The sequence below is a fragment of the Pseudomonas sp. LPB4.O genome (assembly GCF_038383825.1).
Lineage (GTDB): Bacteria > Pseudomonadota > Gammaproteobacteria > Pseudomonadales > Pseudomonadaceae > Aquipseudomonas > Aquipseudomonas putida.
Window position 1 is genome coordinate 20,433 of the sequence record NZ_CP151298.1, and the last position, 18,313, is coordinate 38,745.

General features: G+C 63.5%; 19 protein-coding genes. 9 read left to right on the plus strand and 10 right to left on the minus strand.

Going from position 1 to position 18,313, the window contains the following annotated elements; all coding sequences use genetic code 11:
• Positions 1–56 precede the first annotated feature (56 nt).
• Together MRBLPB4O_RS00085 and MRBLPB4O_RS00090 are read left to right on the plus strand one after the other, a co-directional pair.
• On the plus strand, positions 57–608 hold the full coding sequence (locus MRBLPB4O_RS00085; protein ID WP_341797182.1) for a DNA-3-methyladenine glycosylase I: 552 nt from the start codon (positions 57–59) through the stop codon (positions 606–608).
• Between the two features lie 41 nt (positions 609–649).
• Positions 650–1,537 (plus strand): lysophospholipid acyltransferase, encoded by an 888-nt coding sequence (locus MRBLPB4O_RS00090; protein ID WP_341797183.1) that lies wholly within the window; start codon positions 650–652, stop codon positions 1,535–1,537.
• A 138-nt stretch (positions 1,538–1,675) separates the two neighbouring features.
• Here the strand turns inward: MRBLPB4O_RS00090 and MRBLPB4O_RS00095 are convergent, their stop codons facing one another.
• From MRBLPB4O_RS00095 to def, 5 genes are read right to left on the minus strand one after another with little or no spacing between them, the layout of a single operon-like run.
• Positions 1,676–1,990 carry a tetratricopeptide repeat protein gene (locus MRBLPB4O_RS00095; RefSeq protein WP_341797184.1) on the minus strand — a complete coding sequence of 105 codons (315 nt, stop codon included), beginning with the start codon at positions 1,988–1,990 and terminating at the stop codon, positions 1,676–1,678.
• An 11-nt stretch (positions 1,991–2,001) separates the two neighbouring features.
• Complete coding sequence (gene trkA / locus MRBLPB4O_RS00100) at positions 2,002–3,375, minus strand: Trk system potassium transporter TrkA (RefSeq protein ID WP_063422582.1); 1,374 nt, start codon at positions 3,373–3,375, stop codon at positions 2,002–2,004.
• Between the two features lie 23 nt (positions 3,376–3,398).
• Complete coding sequence (gene rsmB / locus MRBLPB4O_RS00105; RefSeq protein ID WP_341797185.1) at positions 3,399–4,709, minus strand: 16S rRNA (cytosine(967)-C(5))-methyltransferase RsmB; 1,311 nt, start codon at positions 4,707–4,709, stop codon at positions 3,399–3,401.
• On the minus strand, positions 4,706–5,638 hold the full coding sequence (gene fmt, locus MRBLPB4O_RS00110) for a methionyl-tRNA formyltransferase (protein WP_341797186.1): 933 nt from the start codon (positions 5,636–5,638) through the stop codon (positions 4,706–4,708). Before fmt ends, rsmB begins: the two co-directional genes overlap by 4 nt.
• 60 nt (positions 5,639–5,698) lie before the next feature.
• On the minus strand, positions 5,699–6,205 hold the full coding sequence (gene def, locus MRBLPB4O_RS00115) for a peptide deformylase (RefSeq protein WP_016497369.1): 507 nt from the start codon (positions 6,203–6,205) through the stop codon (positions 5,699–5,701).
• A gap of 206 nt (positions 6,206–6,411) precedes the next feature.
• Here def and dprA point away from each other — a divergent pair, with 206 nt between their 5' ends.
• From dprA to MRBLPB4O_RS00130, 3 genes are all read left to right on the plus strand, one after another.
• Positions 6,412–7,509, plus strand: coding sequence for a DNA-processing protein DprA (dprA, locus tag MRBLPB4O_RS00120; RefSeq protein ID WP_016497370.1), 1,098 nt, complete (start codon positions 6,412–6,414; stop codon positions 7,507–7,509).
• A 42-nt stretch (positions 7,510–7,551) separates the two neighbouring features.
• A complete protein-coding gene (locus MRBLPB4O_RS00125; RefSeq protein ID WP_011953122.1) occupies positions 7,552–8,109 on the plus strand; it encodes an L-threonylcarbamoyladenylate synthase in 558 nt (185 codons plus the stop codon).
• 400 nt (positions 8,110–8,509) lie between these two features.
• Entirely contained in the window at positions 8,510–8,818 is a 309-nt protein-coding gene (locus MRBLPB4O_RS00130) for a hypothetical protein (RefSeq protein WP_341797187.1), read from the plus strand.
• A 320-nt stretch (positions 8,819–9,138) separates the two neighbouring features.
• On the opposite strand, the gene MRBLPB4O_RS00135 is transcribed toward MRBLPB4O_RS00130, so the two are convergent.
• Complete coding sequence (locus tag MRBLPB4O_RS00135) at positions 9,139–10,116, minus strand: NADPH:quinone reductase (protein ID WP_023047734.1); 978 nt, start codon at positions 10,114–10,116, stop codon at positions 9,139–9,141.
• Between the two features lie 134 nt (positions 10,117–10,250).
• On the opposite strand from MRBLPB4O_RS00135, the gene hemF reads away from it, so the two are divergent.
• Both hemF and aroE read left to right on the plus strand, forming a co-directional pair.
• Entirely contained in the window at positions 10,251–11,162 is a 912-nt protein-coding gene (gene hemF / locus MRBLPB4O_RS00140) for an oxygen-dependent coproporphyrinogen oxidase (protein WP_341797188.1), read from the plus strand.
• 25 nt (positions 11,163–11,187) lie between these two features.
• On the plus strand, positions 11,188–12,012 hold the full coding sequence (gene aroE, locus MRBLPB4O_RS00145) for a shikimate dehydrogenase (RefSeq protein ID WP_341797189.1): 825 nt from the start codon (positions 11,188–11,190) through the stop codon (positions 12,010–12,012).
• Between the two features lie 52 nt (positions 12,013–12,064).
• Here the strand turns inward: aroE and MRBLPB4O_RS00150 are convergent, their stop codons facing one another.
• The 3 genes from MRBLPB4O_RS00150 to betC form a co-directional block, all read right to left on the minus strand.
• Positions 12,065–13,630, minus strand: a complete 1,566-nt coding sequence (locus tag MRBLPB4O_RS00150; protein ID WP_341797190.1) for a SulP family inorganic anion transporter — start codon at positions 13,628–13,630, stop codon at positions 12,065–12,067.
• A 126-nt stretch (positions 13,631–13,756) separates the two neighbouring features.
• Positions 13,757–14,680 (minus strand): choline ABC transporter substrate-binding protein, encoded by a 924-nt coding sequence (choX, locus tag MRBLPB4O_RS00155; RefSeq protein ID WP_341797191.1) that lies wholly within the window; start codon positions 14,678–14,680, stop codon positions 13,757–13,759.
• A gap of 14 nt (positions 14,681–14,694) precedes the next feature.
• The gene (gene betC, locus MRBLPB4O_RS00160) at positions 14,695–16,212 is read right to left on the minus strand and encodes a choline-sulfatase (protein WP_341797192.1); all 1,518 of its coding nucleotides are present in this window, start codon (positions 16,210–16,212) and stop codon (positions 14,695–14,697) included.
• 108 nt (positions 16,213–16,320) lie between these two features.
• Here betC and MRBLPB4O_RS00165 point away from each other — a divergent pair, with 108 nt between their 5' ends.
• Positions 16,321–17,220, plus strand: a complete 900-nt coding sequence (locus MRBLPB4O_RS00165; protein WP_341797193.1) for a LysR family transcriptional regulator — start codon at positions 16,321–16,323, stop codon at positions 17,218–17,220.
• Positions 17,221–17,266: 46 nt separating this feature from the next.
• Here the strand turns inward: MRBLPB4O_RS00165 and MRBLPB4O_RS00170 are convergent, their stop codons facing one another.
• On the minus strand, positions 17,267–17,821 hold the full coding sequence (locus tag MRBLPB4O_RS00170) for an NAD(P)H-binding protein (protein ID WP_341797194.1): 555 nt from the start codon (positions 17,819–17,821) through the stop codon (positions 17,267–17,269).
• Between the two features lie 52 nt (positions 17,822–17,873).
• On the opposite strand from MRBLPB4O_RS00170, the gene MRBLPB4O_RS00175 reads away from it, so the two are divergent.
• Positions 17,874–18,206 carry a DOPA 4,5-dioxygenase family protein gene (locus MRBLPB4O_RS00175; RefSeq protein WP_016497382.1) on the plus strand — a complete coding sequence of 111 codons (333 nt, stop codon included), beginning with the start codon at positions 17,874–17,876 and terminating at the stop codon, positions 18,204–18,206.
• Positions 18,207–18,313: the final 107 nt, after the last annotated feature.

An 18,313-nucleotide genomic window follows, 5' to 3' on the forward strand; every position in this document is an offset into this window, starting at 1 on the left:
ATGTAAAGAGCGGGAGTATAACCTGATTCGCCTCGCCCTCTACTCATTGGAGCCTTATGCCACGCTGCTTTTGGTGTACCGACGATCCGTTGTACCAGGCCTACCACGACCAGGAATGGGGAACGCCACAGCGTGACCCGGCGTTGCTCTTCGAGATGCTTTTGCTCGAAGGGTTCCAGGCCGGGCTGTCGTGGATAACCGTTTTGCGCAAACGCGAGCGTTATCGCCAGGTGATGTTCGGCTTCGACCCGGTGAAACTGGCGGCCATGAGCGACGAACGCATCGAAGAACTGATGCAGGATGCCGGCATCATCCGCAACCGCCTCAAGCTCAAGGCTGCCCGGCGCAATGCCCAGGCGTGGCTGGCTGTGGATAACCCGGCCGAATGGTTGTGGTCGTTCGTCGGCGGTGCGCCGAAGGTCAACCATTTCACAGGCCGCAGCGATGTGCCGGCGGTTACGGATGAAGCCAAGGCCATGAGCAAGGCCCTGCAGAAAGCCGGGTTCACCTTTGTCGGCCCGACCATCTGCTACGCCTTCATGCAGGCCACCGGCATGGTCATGGACCACACCACCGATTGCGATCGCTACGCCGCCTTGTTGCGCTGAGGGGTTACAATGCGCGCCTTGCTGAAATAAGGAATTCGCCTGTGGAAAAGTTCAAGGGCGCCCTGATGGTCGGGGTGCTGCGCCTGTTTGCCAAGCTGCCCTGGGGCGCTGTGCAGCGCGTCGGCGCGGGTATTGGCTGGCTGATGTGGAAGGTCCCCAACGGTTCGCGCAATGTGGTGCGAATCAACCTGGCCAAGTGTTTCCCGGAGATGGACCCGGCTGCCCGTGAGCAGCTGGTTGGCCAGGCGCTGCGGGATATCGGCAAATCCTTTGTCGAAAGTGCCTGTGCCTGGATCTGGCCGCCCCAGCGTTCGCTGGAGCTGGTCAAGGAAGTGCACGGCCTGGAAGTGCTGGAGCAGGCCCTGGCCTCGGGCAAGGGCGTGGTGGGTATCACCAGCCACCTGGGTAACTGGGAAGTGCTGAACCACTTCTATTGCAACCAGTGCAAACCGATCATCTTCTACCGCCCGCCTAAGCTCAAAGCGGTGGATGACCTGTTGCGCGAGCAGCGCGTGCAGATGGGCAACCGCGTGGCGCCTTCGACCAAGGAAGGCATTCTCAGCGTGATCAAGGAAGTGCGTCGCGGTGGCCAGGTGGGTATTCCTGCCGACCCGGAGCCGGCCGAATCGGCAGGGGTGTTTGTGCCGTTCCTGGGCACCCAGGCGCTGACCAGCAAGTTCGTGCCGAACATGTTGGCGGGTGGCAAGGCGGTGGGGGTATTCCTGCATGCGCTGCGGCTGCCGGATGGTTCGGGCTTCCGGGTGATTCTGGAAGCAGCGCCCGAAGCGATGTACAGCACCGATGTGACCGAGTCGGCGGCGGCGATGAGCAAGGTGGTCGAGCGCTATGTGCGCGAGTACCCGAGCCAGTACATGTGGAGCATGAAACGCTTCAAGAAGCGCCCGGCTGGCGAGCCGCGCTGGTACTGAGTTATCGACTGCGCTTACAGCAGGCTGAATGCAATCCTGCCTGCTGTAGCAGTGACCCTGTGGGAGCGGGTTTACCCGCGAATGCAATGTTGGCTTCACCGACGCATTCGCGGTGAACCCGCTCCCACAGGGACCGCGTCAACCTGCTGTTTTATTGAGTTTCTTCAGGAACACAGTCATCTCTTTCTCGGCCTGCTTGTCCCCATGGGCCTGTGCCGCCACGATCCCGTCTTCCCAGGCCTTGCGCGCCGCTGCCAGGTCACCCTGCAATTGATGCGCCTTGCCCAGCAGCTTCCACGCCGCGGAATACTTGGGATCCTGCTCCACACACCGTGCCAGGTGCACCGCCGCTTCAGCGCCGTTGCCTTCATCCAGCCAGGCCTTGCCCAAGCCAAACCTCAGCAGCGGGTTATCCACACCCTTGGCCAGCATCTTCTCCAGCGATTCGCGCATGCCTTCTTCTCCTAGAAGAAACTCAAGCCGACGTGGAACAGCTTCTCCACATCCCGGATTTGTTTTTTATCCACAACGAACAGGATCACATGGTCCCCCGATTCGATCACGGTGGCGTCGTGGGCGATCATCACTTCTTCGTCGCGGATGATGGCGCCGATGGTGGTACCCGGTGGCAGGGCGATGTCTTCGATGGCCTTGCCCACAACCTTGCTCGACTTCGAATCCCCGTGCGCCACCGCCTCGATGGCCTCGGCCGCACCACGGCGCAGTGAGTGCACGCTGACAATGTCGCCCCGGCGCACGTGCGCAAGCAGGGTGCCGATGGTGGCCAGCTGCGGGCTGATGGCGATGTCGATATCACCGCCCTGCACCAGGTCGACATAGGCCGGGTTGTTGATGATGGTCATTACCTTGCCCGCTCCCAGGCGCTTGGCCAGCAACGACGACATGATGTTTGCTTCGTCATCGTTGGTCAGGGCCAGGAAAATGTCGGCGTCGGCGATGTTCTCTTCGAGCATCAGGTCCTTGTCCGAGGCGCTGCCCTGCAGCACCACAGTGCTTTCAAGGGTATCGGAGAGGTGCCGGCAGCGGGCCGGGTTCATCTCGATGATCTTCACCTGGTAGCGGCTCTCGATGGCTTCGGCCAGGCGCTCGCCGATCTGCCCACCGCCGGCGATGACGATGCGCTTGTTGGTCTCGTCGATGCGGCGCAGCTCGCCCATCACGGCGCGGATGTCCTTCTTGGCAGCGATGAAGAACACTTCGTCGTCAGCCTCGATCACGGTGTCGCCACGCGGGGTGATCGGCCGGTCGCGGCGGAAGATGGCCGCCACGCGGGTGTCGACGTTGGGCATGTGCGCGCGGATCTGGCGCAGTTGCTGGCCGACCAGCGGGCCGCCGTAGTAGGCCTTCACCGCTACCAGCTGGGCCTTGCCTTCGGCGAAGTCGATCACCTGCAGCGAGCCTGGGTGCTCGATCAGGCGCTTGATGTAATTGGTCACCACCTGCTCTGGGCTGATCAGCACATCCACCGGGATATGGTCGTTGTGAAACAGCTCTTCCCGGGTGAGGTAAGCCGACTCGCGCACCCGGGCGATCTTGGTCGGGGTGTGGAACAGCGAATAGGCCACCTGGCAGGCGACCATGTTGGTTTCGTCGCTGTTGGTCACTGCCACCAGCATGTCGGCGTCATCGGCACCGGCCTGACGCAGCACCGTCGGCAGCGAGCCACGGCCCTGCACGGTGCGGATGTCCAGGCGGTCACCGAGGTCGCGCAGGCGCTCGCCATCGGTGTCGACCACGGTGATGTCGTTCGCTTCGCTGGCCAAATGCTCTGCCAGCGTACCGCCTACCTGCCCTGCGCCGAGGATGATGATCTTCATCCGCTACTCCCTACCGTTTGTACTTATCCGCGAGAGGCGGCGATCTTGATCAGCTTGGCATAGTAGAAGCCGTCGTGGCCGCCTTCCTGGGCCAGCAACTGGCGGCCGTGGGGCTGGCGCAGGCCGGCCTCGGTGGCCAGGTCCAGCTCACGGGCGCCCGGGGTGCGGGCAAGGAAGGCGTCTACCACTTCGGTGTTCTCGGTCGGCAGGCTGGAGCAGGTGGCGTACAGCAGCATGCCGCCTACTTCCAGGGTCGGCCACAGTGCGTCAAGCAGCTCGCCTTGCAGCGCTGCCAGTGCCGGGATGTCGTCGGCCTGGCGGGTCAGCTTGATGTCCGGGTGGCGGCGGATCACGCCGGTGGCCGAACACGGCGCGTCGAGCAGGATTCGCTGGAACGGCTTGCCGTCCCACCAGCTGGCGGTGTCGCGGGCATCGCAGGCGATCAGCTCGGCGTCCAGTTGCAGGCGGTCGAGGTTCTCGCGCACGCGGGTCAGGCGCTTGGCTTCGAGGTCGATGGCCACCATCTGCGCCAGGCCGGCTTCGGCCTCCAGCAGGTGGCAGGTTTTGCCACCCGGGGCGCAACAGGCGTCCAGCACGCGCTGGCCAGGGGCCAGTTCGAGCAGGTAGGCGGACAGCTGCGCGGCTTCGTCCTGCACGCTCACCCAGCCCTCGGCGAAGCCTGGCAGGCCGCGCACGTCGCAGGCCTCGGCCAGCACGATGCCGTCGCGGCTGTACTGGCAGGCGCTGGCGCCAATGCCCGCTTCGGCCAGCAGTGCCAGGTAGGCATCGCGGCTGTGGTGACGGCGGTTGACCCGCAGAATCATCGGCGGGTGGGCGTTGTTGGCGGCGCAAATGGCTTCCCACTGCTCCGGCCAGAAGGCTTTCAGCGCCTTCTGCAGCCAGCGCGGGTGGGCGGTGCGTACCACTGGGTCGCGCTCCATGCCGGCGAGCAGTTCTTCGCCTTCGCGCTGGGCGCGGCGCAGCACGGCATTGAGCAGGCCCTTGGCCCACGGCTTTTTCAGCTTGTCGGCACAGCCCACGGTTTCGCCGATGGCGGCGTGGGCCGGAATGCGGGTGTAGAACAACTGGTACAGGCCGACCAGCAGCAGCGCCTGCACATCGGCGTCGGCGGCCTTGAAAGGCTTTTGCAGCAGTTGCGCGGCCAGCAGGTCGAGGCGCGGCTGCCAGCGTGCGGTGCCGAAAGCCAGGTCCTGGGTCAGGCCACGGTCGCGTTCATCAACCTTGTCCAGTTGTGCCGGCAGAGAGCTGTTCAGCGAGGCCTTGCCACTGAGCACAGCGGCAAGGGCACGGGCGGCGGCGAGACGTGGGTTCATTGGCCCAGCACCTTGCCGACGGCGAACTTCTCGCGGCGGCTGTTGAACAGGTCGCTGAAGTTAAGCGCCTTGCCGCCGGGCAATTGCAGGCGGGTCAGGCTCAGCGCCTGGTCACCGCAGGCAACGACCAGGCCGTCCTTGCTGGCGGACAGGATTTCGCCCGGGGCGCCCTTGCCTGTGGACAAGTTGGCGCCCAGCACCTTTACGCTTTCGCCATCGAGGGTGCTGTGGCACACCGGCCACGGGTTGAAGGCGCGGATCAGGCGCTCTAGCTCAACGGCCGGGCGGCTCCAGTCGATGCGCGCCTCGTCCTTGTTCAGCTTGTGTGCGTAGGTGGCCAGGGCATCGTCCTGCACTTCACCGTGCAGCGACCCGTCGGCCAGGCCGGCGATGGCCTGTACCACGGCGGGCGGGCCCATTTCGGCCAGGCGGTCGTGCAAGGTGCCGCCGGTGTCATCGGCGCTGATCGGGGTGACCACCTTTAGCAGCATTGGGCCGGTGTCCAGGCCAGCTTCCATGCGCATCACGGTTACGCCGCTCTCGGCGTCGCCGGCTTCCACGGCGCGCTGGATCGGCGCCGCACCGCGCCAGCGTGGCAGCAGGGAGGCGTGGCTGTTGATGCAGCCCAGGCGCGGGATATCCAGCACTGCCTGCGGCAGGATCAGGCCGTAAGCGACCACCACCATCAGGTCCGGCTTCAGCGCGGCCAGTTCGGCCTGTGCATCGGCGTTGCGCAGAGTCTGCGGCTGGAACACCGGGATGTCATGGGCGACGGCCAGTGCCTTGACCGCACTTGGCATCAGCTTCTGGCCACGGCCGGCCGGGCGGTCGGGCTGGGTGTAGACGGCCACGATCTCGTAAGGGCTGTCGAGCAGGGCCTTGAGGTGTTCGGCGGCAAACTCTGGAGTGCCTGCAAAGACGATGCGCATGGAGTTCTCGCTTCAAAATAGAAAAAGGCTTGCCGGAGCAAGCCTTCAGGAAGGTGGGGATCAGGCTTGCTGGCGGTGCTGCTTTTCCAGCTTCTTCTTGATCCGGTCGCGCTTGAGCTGCGACAGGTAGTCAACGAACAGCTTGCCGTTGAGGTGATCGAATTCGTGCTGCACGCACACCGCCAGCAGGCCTTCGCATTCCAGCTCGTAAGGCTTGCCGTCGCGGTCCTGGGCTTTGACCCGTACACGCAGCGGGCGGTCGACGTTCTCGTAGAAGCCGGGCACCGACAGGCAGCCTTCCTGGTACTGGCCCATGTCGTGGGTCAGTTCTTCGACCGTAGGGTTGATGAAGACGCGCGGCTCGCTGCGGTCTTCGCTGAGGTCCATGACCACGACCTGCAGGTGCACGTTGACCTGGGTGGCGGCCAAGCCGATACCAGGGGCTTCGTACATGGTTTCAAACATGTCGTCGATCAGCTGACGCAGGGCGTCGTCGAACTCCGTCACCGGTTTGGCGATAGTGCGCAGGCGCGGGTCCGGGAATTCGAGAATGTTCAAGATGGCCATAAGGTCAGGCAGTCACTGTGCGTTCGGTTGAAAACTGAGCACACATAATAAAGGGAAACGGGGATTTCGGCACCTGGCAAGCTCGTCTAGGGTGTCTATGGGCTTTATAGCCCCCAGCCAATGGACAGGTTTTCAAAGTGTTACTCACAGAGTTATCCACAGGTTGTGCCACGTAGATGGCCCTGTTTCGATCAAGGACGATCCCCATGCCCAGTTACCATTCGTCGCTCTGCCCGCCTGCCGAACTGGAGGCTCGATTACGCCTGCATCGCTTGCCCGAGACAGGATTGCGACGTTTTCGCACCTTGCTGGATGCGTTCGGCAGCGCCTCTAGTGCGCTTAGCGCTCCCGGTTCGGCTTGGCGAGCGTTGGGCATCCCCCAAGCCACCATCGATGCCCGGCGCAGTGCCGAGGTACGCGAGGGCGCGCTCGCCGCAATGGCCTGGTTAGAGCGCCCCGGCCAGCATTTGCTGATGTGGGACGGCCCTGGCTACCCTGCCTTGCTGGCAGAAATCGACGATGCCCCGCCGCTGCTTTTCGTTGCCGGCGACCGGGCCTTGCTCGACCGCCCTCAGCTGGCGATTGTGGGCAGCAGACGTGCCACACCCCCGGCGCTCGACACCGCCCGGGCATTTTCCCGCTACCTTGCGCAGGCTGGTTTCACCATTACCAGCGGGCTTGCGGTGGGTGTCGACGGTGCCGCTCATCGGGCCGCGTTGCAGGCCGGTGGGTGCACGATTGCCGTGCTCGGTACGGGGCTGCAAAAACTTTATCCACAGCGCCATCAAGAGCTTGCGCAGGCGATGATCGACAACGGCAGTGCGCTGGTTTCCGAGTATCCGCTGGACGCCGGGCCACTGCCCGGCAACTTCCCACGGCGCAACCGCATCATCAGCGGCTTGTCGCTGGGCGTGCTGGTGGTCGAGGCCAGCTTGGCCAGTGGCTCGCTCATCACTGCGCGCCTGGCGGCCGAGCAAGGCCGCGAGGTGTATGCCATTCCGGGTTCCATTCACCACCCGGGGGCCAAGGGCTGCCACCAGCTGATCCGTGATGGGGCGCTGCTGGTGGAAAGTGTGGAGCAGATCCTGGAAAGCCTGAAGGGTTGGCAGAACCTGCCGCCTGCAGTTGTGGACAGGTTCGACCATCCCCTGCTTGCCCTGCTGCATGCAGCGCCTCAAACCAGCGAAAGCCTCGCACACTGCAGCGAGCTGCCGCTGGCCGAAGTGTTGGCGCAGCTGACCGAGCTGGAGCTGGAAGGCCGGGTCAGCAATGAAGCCGGGCGTTGGTTTGCCCGCGCGGGCTAAGTACACTGCGCACAAGCAAGGTATTCAGGCGGAGTAACAGCAATGGTGAGCAGTTTTCGTGTGCAACAAGCCGCACGTGAGATCCGGGCGGGCGCAGTAATCGCCTACCCGACGGAAGCGGTCTGGGGCCTGGGCTGCGACCCATGGAACGAGGACGCGGTGTATCGCCTGCTGGCGCTGAAGTCGCGGCCTGTGGATAAAGGGCTGATTCTGATCGCTGACAACATCCGCCAGTTCGACTTTCTGTTCGAGGACTTCCCCGAAGACTGGATCGACCGCATGGGCAGCACGTGGCCGGGGCCGAATACCTGGCTGGTGCCGCACCAGGACCTGCTGCCCGAGTGGGTGACGGGGCAGCATGACACTGTGGCGCTGCGCGTCAGTGACCACCCGGTGGTGCGTGAACTGTGCGCGCTGGTGGGGCCGCTGATTTCCACCTCGTGCAACCCCGGCGGGCGCCCGGCGGCGAAGACCCGGTTGCGGGTGGAGCAGTACTTCCACGGCCAGCTGGACCTGGTGCTTGGCGGCGCGCTGGGGGGGCGGAAGAACCCGAGTGTGATTCGCAACCTGGCAACCGGCGAGGTTGTGCGCCCGGGCTGATACCGCTGGCGAGGGCTTCGCCCTCGATCGCAGGCAAGCCAGCTCCCACAAGTACTGGACATGGCTTGCCGGCGATTGGGCCGCCAACCCCTGCAGATTTTTCTGATTTTGTCTCGAATGGTTGTCCGGTTTGAGGATTGGGAAATATCCTACGACCCGCGTCCCCTGCCATCACCTGTTCAGTAGGAACCAGTGTCTTTAGGCTCTATCCGTCGCCGAATAACTTGGCGATCGGGTGTGGTAGCCCGGATGCATTTTTTCCATGACAGTCTATGGCGGCTGTGCGTGGGAGGCTTTCGAGCCTGCCTGGATTGGAAAATGCCCGGGTCTACCACCTCGCGTACAGTCGCCACCCATTCACGTGGTAGTGAGGGTTGGCGGCCTTGAGGAGCATTTTCCAATGATGAAGAAAATAGTCCCCGATCCACCCCTCCCATGCACCTCCACCCGCCCCTTCGGCCGCTGCGATGCCGGCCACGATCCACTCTTCACCGTCAACCCAAACATTTCTGCCGAGGATGCTCTGGTCCACGTAGCCCTGTACCTGCGCAGCGCCTACGAAACCGGCTACAAAGCCCTGGACTACATGCGCGAAGAGGGCCGTGGCATGTTCTGGTCGAACCTGCATGCGATTGAAATGGCGGAGGGTGTGATTGAGGCGATACTCGATGGCATCGAGTCGACACCGCAGCCGCAGAAGAAGGTGTGAGAGCTGACAGGTGCCTGCCTTGAGGGTTTCAGCGCCTGTGAAATCGAGCGCCGCCCGCGCGGCGCTTCGCAGCACAAGGCTGCTCCTACATCTGTTTCGGGCCAATTATTCCTGAGGCAAGGCGCGCGGCCCCTGGTGTTCACATCGATATCATGTCGGACAAACAAGGCGGTCGCGCGCATAGGCACAGGCGTTACTGGACCGAAACAAATGTAGGAGCAGCCTTGTGCTGCGAAGCGCCGCGCGGGCGGCGCTCGATCTGCGCAACACCACAAAAACCAAGGCAAGCACCTGTCCGCCCTAACGCGGTCTCCTACCAATCAAGGCAACAAAACAGTCGACCCCACAGTCCGCCGCGCCGACAGCTCCGCCTGTGCCTTGGCCGCCTCGCTCAATGGATACCGCTGCTGGATATCCACAACCAGCTTGCCACTCGCAATCATCGCAAACAGGTCATCGGCCATGGCCTGGGTGTTCTCGGCATTATTGGCATAGGTCGCCAACGTCGGCCGGGTGACGTACAACGAGCCCTTCTGCGCCAGGATCCCCAGGTTCACCCCGCTCACCGCGCCCGAGGCATTGCCAAAGCTCACCATCAACCCGCGTGGCTGCAGGCAGTCCAGCGAGGTGAGCCAGGTATCGGCGCCTACGCCGTCATACACCACCGGGCATTTCTTGCCGTCGGTCAGTTCCAGTACACGTTTGGCCACATCTTCGTGGCTGTAGTCGATGGTTTCCCATGCCCCCAGCGCCTTGGCCCGCTCGGCCTTCTCGGCAGAACTCACGGTACCGATCAGTTTGGCGCCCAGGGCCTTGGCCCACTGGCAGGCCAGCGAACCGACGCCACCCGCTGCCGCGTGGAACAGGATCACATCGCCCGCCTTCACTTCATAGGTCTGCTTCAACAGGTACTGAACGGTCAAACCCTTGAGCATCACCGCTGCGGCCTGCTCGAAGCTGATGTTGTCGGGCAGCTTGACCAGGTTGGCCTCCGGCAGCGTATGCACCTCGCTGTACGCACCCAGCGGGCCACCGGCATGGGCCACGCGGTCACCCACCTTCAGGCGGGTCACTCCCTCGCCCACGGCCTCGACCACCCCGGCCGCCTCGGTACCCAGGCCAGAAGGCAGGGACGGCGGGGCATACAGCCCGCTGCGAAAGTACGTGTCGATGAAGTTCAGGCCGATGGCGTGGTTACGCACGCGCACCTGCTGCGGCCCGGGCGGGGTGGGTTCGAATTCCACAAACTGCAGCACTTCCGGGCCGCCATGCTGGCTGAACTGGATACGCTTGGCCATCTCGCACTCCTGTAGTCGGGATCGGGAAAAGGCCTTCTATCGGACGCCTTTGCTTGATCGCCGTCAACTGCGGCGCGTGCGCTGGCGGTGGTATGCTACGCGCGAATTCTTCCCTGCCCGTTCCTGGTGACCCGATGACTAGCCGCACCGAGGCCGTGAAAGCCTACCTGCTCGACCTGCAAGACCGCATCTGCTATGCCCTCGAAACAGAAGACGGCGGTGCCCGCTTCGTCGAGGATGCCTGGGTGCGCGAAGCCGGTGGCGGGGGCCGCACGCGGGTGATCGGCGACGGCAAGGTAATCGAGAAAGGCGGGGTCAACTTCTCCCATGTGTTTGGTGCAGGCCTGCCACCCTCGGCCAGCGCCCACCGCCCCGAACTGGCGGGCCGTGGCTTCGAGGCCCTGGGTGTGTCGCTGGTGATCCACCCGCACAACCCGCATGTGCCCACTTCCCACGCCAATGTGCGGTTCTTCATCGCCGAGAAGGAAGGTGAAGAGGCCGTATGGTGGTTCGGCGGCGGCTTCGACCTGACGCCGTACTATGGCAACGAAGAAGACTGCATCCACTGGCACCGCGTGGCTGAACAGGCCTGCGCACCGTTCGGCGCCGACGTGTACCCACGCTACAAAGCCTGGTGCGACCGCTACTTCCACCTCAAGCACCGTGGCGAGCCACGCGGCATCGGCGGCCTGTTCTTCGACGACCTCAACGAGTGGGACTTCGACACCTGCTTCGCTTTCATCCGCGCCATCGGCGATGCGTTCGTCAACGCCTACCTGCCGATCGTCCAGCGCCGCAAGGACACGCCCTACACCCCGCAGCAGCGCGAGTTCCAGGAATACCGCCGCGGCCGCTACGTGGAGTTCAACCTGGTTTACGACCGTGGCACCCTGTTCGGCCTGCAGTCCGGTGGCCGCACCGAGTCCATCCTCATGTCGCTGCCGCCTCAGGTGCGTTGGGGCTACGACTGGAAGGCCGCACCCGGTAGCGAAGAAGCGCGCCTGACCGAGTACTTCCTGCAGGACCGCGACTGGCTTGGCCAGTAAGCTTGTGGATAAACAAGGAGCCGTCATGGACCAGTACGTCGTTTTTGGTAACCCCATCGGCCACAGCAAGTCGCCGCTGATCCACCGCCTGTTTGCCGAGCAGACCGGCCAGGACCTGGAATACGCCACCCTGCTGGCGCCGCTGGACGAGTTCAGCGATTGCGCGCGCGGCTTCTTCAAGCAAGGCAGCGGCGGCAACGTCACCGTGCCGTTCAAGGAAGAGGCCTACCGCCTGTGCGACAGCCTCACCCCGCGTGCCCAGCGCGCTGGTGCAGTGAACACGCTGAGCAAGCTGGCTGATGGCACCTTGCAGGGCGACAACACCGATGGCGCTGGCCTGGTGCGCGACCTGACGGTGAATGCCGGGGTCGAACTGGCTGGCAAACGCATTCTCATCCTCGGTGCCGGTGGCGCCGTGCGGGGCGTGCTGGAGCCGATTCTGGCGCACAAGCCGCAGTCGCTTGTGGTTGCCAACCGCACTGTGGAAAAAGCCGAGCAGCTGGCGCGTGAGTTCGATGAGCTGGGGCCTGTGGTGGCCAGCGGGTTTGCCTGGTTGCAGGAGCCGGTGGATGTGATCATCAACGCCACCTCGGCGAGCCTGGCCGGGGAAATGCCGCCGATTGCCGACAGCCTGGTCGAGGCGGGGCGCACGGTTTGCTACGACATGATGTATGGCAAGGCGCCGACGCCTTTTTGCGCGTGGGCTACCCAGCTGGGGGCTGCGAAAGTACTGGACGGGTTGGGGATGCTGGCTGAGCAGGCGGCTGAAGCCTTCTTTATCTGGCGTGGGGTGCGGCCTGATACCGCGCCAGTGTTGGCGGAGCTGCGCCGGCAGCTGGCTCGGGGCTGAAATTGTCGGGGCCGCTTTGCGGCCCATTCGCGGCAGCCCCAGGATCTCAGCCTCACTCCTCAAACCGGATCGGGCACAACTCCACCCCTTCCAGCTTCTGCAATTCCTCGATCACCTGCGGCCTGGCCCGGTGCAGGGTCAAACTCCCGCCCAATCGCCGCAACCGCCGCGCCTCGCGGTGCAACATATCCACACCCGAGTAATCGATAAAATTCACCTGCCGCGCGTCGATCACCACATGCGGCCCCTGGCAGCGCTGCAAGCGCACCTGCAGGTAATGCGCCGCCCCAAAGAAAATCGACCCGCCCACCCGTAACACATCCGCGTCTCCTTCACGGCTTTGCTGCACCCGTGGCCGTGACGTGCGCTTGAGGTAAAAGAACAGCGAAGCCAGCACACCGGCATAGATCGCCGTCTGCAGCTCCAGCAGCAAGGTGGCCGCCGCCGTCAGCGCCATCACCAGAAACTCCGAGCGGCTGACCCGAAACAGCGCGCGAATCCCCCGATGGTCCACCAGCCCCCAGCAGATCAGCAGAATGCTGCCGGCCATGGCCGGTATCGGCAGGTGTGCGATCAGGCCGGCGCCGGTAACGGCAAACAACGCCACCCACAGCGCCGAAAATACTCCGGCCATGGGCGAGCGGGCACCTGCCTCATAACTCAGCCCGGAACGGGTGAAGGAACCGGCAGACAAGTAACCAGAGAAAAATGCACCGGCAATGTTCGACAGGCCCTGTGCGCGTATTTCCTGGTCTGGGTCGATCAGTTGTTCTGAACGTGCCGATAACGAGCGGGCAATCGACAGGCTGGTAACCAACCCCAGCATGCCTACCGCAACGGCGCTGGGCAGCAGACGCAACATGAGCTCCACGTCTAGCAAAGGCAGCGGGCTGAAGGGCGGGAGTTGCCCGGTGAATGCCGCAACGCGCGGCACATGGCCAAAGTAGCCCGGCAACAGCCAGGCCAGCAGGCTGACCAGCACCAGGCTTATCAACAGGCTCGGCCAGCGTGGGCGCCAGAGCTTGAAGGCCACGCCGATCACTACGGTGGCCAGGCCCAACAGCAAGGAAGGCAGGTCGACCTCCCCTGCATGGCTGGCCAGGTCCTGTACGGTTTTCAGTGCCGTAGCCTGGCTGGGCAGGTTCATGCCCAGCAGGTTGGGCAATTGGCCCAGGGCAATGACGATCGCAGCCCCCAGCGTGAAACCGAGCACCACGGAATGCGAGACGAAGTTGACCAGCGCGCCAAAGCGCAAGAGCCCGAGCAGCAGCTGGAAGATGCCGCCGAGGAAGGTCAGCAGCAGCACCAGGGTGATGTAATCGGCGCTGCCGGCCACGGCCAGCGGGCTGATGCTGGCGTAGAGCACGATGGAAATGGCAGCGGTGGGGCCGCAGATCAGGTGCCAGGACGAGCCCCACAGGCAGGCGATCAGCACCGGCACGATGGCGGCGTACAGGCCGTATTCGGCGGGCAAGCCGGCGATCAGCGCGTAGGCGATGGATTGTGGCAGGGCGAGGATGGCACCGCTCAGGCCGACCAGCAGGTCCTGGCGCAGGCTGCGGCCCGATTGGCGCGGGAGCCAGGTGAGGAAGGGCAGCAGGTGAATGATGCGATGCATGAGATATTCACATTTCCAAAGGTCCACTGTCCCCTGTGGGAGCGGGTTTACCCGCGAATGCGTCGGTACATGCAATGCAGCATTCGCGGGTGAACCCGCTCCCACAGGGGCGCGTCGTGTCTGAAACTACAGTTTGGCTTTGACGGCCTCCAGGGCATTGCCATCGGCCTTGGTAGTCACCCCAGCCAACCACCCTTCCAGCACCTCGGGATACGTTTTCACCCAAGCCCTGGCAGCGTCATCGAAGCTGATCTTCTTATCCACAACCTCGGCCATGATGGCGTTTTCCATGTCCAAGGTAAATTTCAGGTTACCCAACAGCTTCGCCGCATTCGGGCAGGCTTGTGGATAACCCTTTCGGGTCAGCGTGTACACCTCGCCCTTGCTGCCGAACCACTTTTCCCCGCCAGTCAGGTAATGCATTTTCAGCTTCACGTTCATCGGGTGCGGGGTCCAGCCAAGGAAGGTGATGAACTGCTGTTTCTTCACCGCCCGGTCGACCTGGGCCAGCATCGCCTGCTCGCTGGACTCCACCAGTTTCCACTGACCGAGGTTGAATTCATTCTTGTCGATGATTGCCTTCAGCGACAGGTTGGCCGGTGCACCAGAGCCGATACCGTACAGCTTCTTGTCGAACTGGTCGGCATGCTTCTGCAGGTCGGCAAAGTCCTTCACCCCGGCATTCCACACGTAGTCGGGCACCGCCAGGGTGAACTCGGTTCCTTCCAGGTTACGTGACAGTTGCTGCACATCGCCGTTGGCGATGAACTTGTCATGGAAGCCTTGATGCGCCGGCATCCAGTTGCCCAGGAAGACATCGACGCGGCCGTCCTTCAAGCCGCCGTAGATGATCGGCACGGCCAGGCTGTCGATCTTCACCTTGTAGCCCAGGCTTTCCAGTAACAGACGGGCCACGGCATTGGTCGAGGCGATATCGCTCCAGCCGGGGTCGGCCATTTTTACGGTACTGCATTGCGCGTCGCTGTCGGCGGCGTGGGCCGTGGCGGTGCCCAGGGCCAGGGCGAACACGGCGGCGGAGAACTTGTGCATGGCGGCCTCTCTTTTCAATCCAGGGGTGCGGGCTGTGGATAACGTGCCTTGCGCTCGAGGTCGTCGAGATCGATGTGGTTGCGCATGTACTGTTGGCTGGCGTCCACCAGCGGTTGGTGGTCCCAGCTTTTCAGCGTGCCGATGGCCAGCGCCTGCGCCACCAAGCGGCGGCGCCGCTGGCTGGCGAGTACCTGCTGGCGCAGGCTGGGTATATCCCAACGCTGTCGTGCTTCATCGGCAAATGCCTGCAGCAGCGCCTGGTGGTCCGGGCTGCCGGCGAGGTTCTCCCGCTCGTGCGGGTCGCGGCTCAGGTCATAGAGTAGCCATGGGTCGTCTTCGCTGTACACGAACTTGTAAGGCCCACGGCGGATCATCATCAGCGGGCCTACGGTGCCTTCGGCCATGTATTCGCCGATCACTTCATCGTGGCCGCCCTGCCCTTGCAGGTGGCCAAGCAGCGAGCGGCCGTCCAGGTGCAGGTTGTTATCCACAGTACCGCCAGCCAGTTCTACCAAGGTTGGCAGCAGGTCGCAGGTCGATACCGAGGCACTGACTCGAGCCGCCGCAAAGTGCTTGGGCGCATGGATCAGCAGCGGTACCCGCGCCGACATCTCGAACCAGTGCATCTTGTACCAGAGGCCACGCTCGCCAAGCATGTCGCCGTGGTCGCCGGAGAACACGATCAGGGTGTCGTCGGCCAGGTTGCACTCTTCCAGGGTTTGCAGCAGCTGGCCGATGTTGTCGTCGATGTAGCTGCAGGCGCCGAAGTAAGCGCGGCGGGCGTCGTGGATCTTGTCCACAGGCAGCGGCTTGTTCCACAGGTCGTAAACCTTGAGCAGGCGTTGCGAGTGGGGGTCGAGTTCTGCCTGGTTGAACTCGGCGCGTGGCATGGGGATATCCACACCCTCGTAGCGGTCCCAATAGCGCTTGGGGATGGTGTACGGGTCGTGCGGGTGCGTCATCGAAACGGTCAGGCAGAATGGCCGGCCATCGTTTTCGCGCACATGGTCGTACAGGTACTGGCGCGCCTTGAACACCACCTCCTCGTCGAAATCCAGCTGGTTGGTACGCACGCACGGGCCGGCCTGCAGTACCGAAGACATGTTGTGATACCAACTCGGGCGCACATCCGGTTCGTCCCAGTTCACCGCCCAGCCGTAGTCGGCCGGGTAGATGTCGCTGGTCAGGCGCTCTTCGTAACCGTGCAGCTGGTCCGGGCCGCAGAAGTGCATCTTGCCTGACAGCGCCGTGCGGTAGCCCAGGCGGCGCAGGTAGTGGGCATAGGTCGGCACATCGGCGGGGAAATCGGCGGCATTGTCGTAGGCGCCGATGCGGCTGGGCAGTTGGCCGCTGACCAGGGTGAAGCGTGACGGCGCGCACAGCGGGCTGTTGCAGTAGGCCGAGTCGAACACCACCGCCTGCTCGGCCAGGCGGCTCAGGTGCGGCATCTGGATAGGCGAAGGGGCGTAGATCGGCAGCAAGGGTGCGGCCATCTGGTCGGCCATGATGAACAGGATATTCGGGCGCGTCATGGTGGCTTCCATCGTTGAGGGTTATGCGATTCACTTGCCTTCCAAGATGCGACTGCGGATAACATGGGTAAAGCCCATGGCGGGCAATGACTGGGATTAGCTGAGCTTATGTTTGAGCACCTTGCCGAGCTGTCGCTGGATACCTTGCGCGTGTTCGAAGCTGCGGCACGCCTGCGGGGGTTTACTGCGGCGGCGCTGGAGCTGGGCACGACACAGCCGGCAGTGAGCCAACAAGTGAAACGCCTGGAAGCCCAGCTGGGCACGCGCCTGTTTGACCGTATTTATCGGGGCATCGAGCTCACCGAGGCCGGCCAGCTGTTGTTTGAACAGGTACACCAGGGCCTGCAAGCCATGGATGACGGCATTTCCCAGGCCAGCGGGCGTGGCCAGCGAGAAGTGCTGCAGGTGGCCACCGACTTTGCCTTTGCGGCCTTCTGGCTGATGCCAAGGCTGCAACGCTTTCACGAGGCTTATCCACAGGTGGATGTGAGCCTGGTGACCGGTGAACGCAGCCAGGGGATGTTGCGCCCGGACATCGATGTGGCGGTGCTGTTTGGCGATGGGCGCTTTCACCAGGGTGAAAGCCGCTGGCTGTTCGATGAAGAAGTTTTCCCGGTGTGCAGCCCCCGCCTGACGGATGGCAAACCCTTGTCAGCCGTGGCTTTGCAACGTTTGCCCTTGCTGCATTTGAAGGGCGAGCAGGCCAGCCGCTGGTTTGACTGGGCGGGGGTTTTCCGCGGGTTTGGCGTGGCCAGCGCACCGCCTGCGGGGCAATTGCGGTTCGACAACTATACGTTGCTGATTCAGGCAGCGATTGCAGGGCAAGGGGTGGCGATTGGCTGGGGGCACCTGGTGGATGGGTTGGTGGAGCAAGGGTTGCTGTGCCGGCCGCTGGAGGGGAGTTTGCGCTCGCAGCGCGGGTACTACGCGGTGCTGCCGCCGCGCAAGCGGCGTGGGGCGCTGATCGAGCGGTTTGTGGGTTGGCTAGAGGATGAGCGCAGCCTTTGAGATTTTGGGGCCGCTTTGCGGCCCATCGCCGGCAAGCCCCGGCGATCTAGACCACGAAGTTCAGATGCTCGCCCCGGTGCAGGTCCAGTTCCAGCATATCCGCCATCCCCGCCGCCACACGTGCCCACCCCTCATCGGGCAAAGCCTGCGGCGTATTGATCAAGGTCCAGTGCAAAGCACTGCGCTGCAACACATCAACCACTTGGTCCACACATTCGCGCTCTGCCTCGCTGTACTTGGCCGGCTCATCCAGCACAGCGAAATCGCCCACCAGCAACAGCCGGCGTATAGTCGTACGCTCAAGCCCCGCCACCAGCGCCTCGCTCAGCCGTGCTTGCCCCGGCAGGTCGCCTGGGGCCAGCGCCGACAACAGGGCAATCACCGCCGAGCCCCCTGCCGCGCTTTGCTCTGCCTGGTCGGCATCGTCCAGCCCGCCTATCTTGAAGTGCAGGCCCGGGCGTGCGGTGTGGCGGTTCAGGTCATCGACCACGGCGGTGACTTCGTGCTGGCGCGACAGCAGCTCGGCCATCAGGGCATTGCCCAGGCTGCTTTCAGGCCCGAACAAGACCAGTTTGTACACTGGGGTTTCGGCGTTTTTCACTGCATCACTCCCTTTGCAGGTGGTGATGGTTGGACCGCAATCAGGAGTTATCGTGCAGAGGATCAAGGGTTACCACGCCCACGTTTATTACGACGCAGCGACCATGGAGCAGGCCCGGGAGCTGTGCGAGGAGGCGGCGCGGCTGTTTCCCGTGACCATGGGGCGCATGCATCAGAAGCCGGTTGGGCCACACCCGGACTGGAGTTGCCAGCTGGCGTTCGGGCCTGAAGTGGTAGGGGTGGTTTTGCCTTGGTTGGCGCTGTACCGCAAGGGCCTGGTGGTATTCATGCACCCGGAAACCGGGGATGAACTGGCGGACCACCGGGATCATGCGATCTGGATGGGGGCCGTGCGGCCATTGAAGCTGTCGATATTTGGTGGGTAGATTTGTATTGCCTATGCCGGCCTCTTCGCGGCACAAGGCCGCTCCTACAAGGAGATCGCAATGCCCTGTAGGAGCGGCCTTGTGCCGCGAACGAGGGCGGAGCCCTC

Excerpts from the sequence above, each read along its gene's own strand:
- MRBLPB4O_RS00085 (WP_341797182.1), top strand. The coding sequence starts at position 57 with ATGCCACGCTGCTTTTGGTGTACCGACGATCCGTTGTACCAGGCCTAC.
- MRBLPB4O_RS00135 (WP_023047734.1), bottom strand. The coding sequence starts at position 10,116 with ATGGCCAAGCGTATCCAGTTCAGCCAGCATGGCGGCCCGGAAGTGCTG.
- dprA (WP_016497370.1), top strand. The coding sequence starts at position 6,412 with ATGCCCAGTTACCATTCGTCGCTCTGCCCGCCTGCCGAACTGGAGGCT.
- MRBLPB4O_RS00130 (WP_341797187.1), top strand. The coding sequence starts at position 8,510 with ATGATGAAGAAAATAGTCCCCGATCCACCCCTCCCATGCACCTCCACC.
- def (WP_016497369.1), bottom strand. The coding sequence starts at position 6,205 with ATGGCCATCTTGAACATTCTCGAATTCCCGGACCCGCGCCTGCGCACT.
- choX (WP_341797191.1), bottom strand. The coding sequence starts at position 14,680 with ATGCACAAGTTCTCCGCCGCCGTGTTCGCCCTGGCCCTGGGCACCGCC.
- fmt (WP_341797186.1), bottom strand. The coding sequence starts at position 5,638 with ATGCGCATCGTCTTTGCAGGCACTCCAGAGTTTGCCGCCGAACACCTC.
- MRBLPB4O_RS00125 (WP_011953122.1), top strand. The coding sequence starts at position 7,552 with ATGGTGAGCAGTTTTCGTGTGCAACAAGCCGCACGTGAGATCCGGGCG.
- hemF (WP_341797188.1), top strand. The coding sequence starts at position 10,251 with ATGACTAGCCGCACCGAGGCCGTGAAAGCCTACCTGCTCGACCTGCAA.
- MRBLPB4O_RS00150 (WP_341797190.1), bottom strand. The coding sequence starts at position 13,630 with ATGCATCGCATCATTCACCTGCTGCCCTTCCTCACCTGGCTCCCGCGC.
- MRBLPB4O_RS00165 (WP_341797193.1), top strand. The coding sequence starts at position 16,321 with ATGTTTGAGCACCTTGCCGAGCTGTCGCTGGATACCTTGCGCGTGTTC.
- aroE (WP_341797189.1), top strand. The coding sequence starts at position 11,188 with ATGGACCAGTACGTCGTTTTTGGTAACCCCATCGGCCACAGCAAGTCG.
- MRBLPB4O_RS00095 (WP_341797184.1), bottom strand. The coding sequence starts at position 1,990 with ATGCGCGAATCGCTGGAGAAGATGCTGGCCAAGGGTGTGGATAACCCG.
- betC (WP_341797192.1), bottom strand. The coding sequence starts at position 16,212 with ATGACGCGCCCGAATATCCTGTTCATCATGGCCGACCAGATGGCCGCA.
- rsmB (WP_341797185.1), bottom strand. The coding sequence starts at position 4,709 with ATGAACCCACGTCTCGCCGCCGCCCGTGCCCTTGCCGCTGTGCTCAGT.
- trkA (WP_063422582.1), bottom strand. The coding sequence starts at position 3,375 with ATGAAGATCATCATCCTCGGCGCAGGGCAGGTAGGCGGTACGCTGGCA.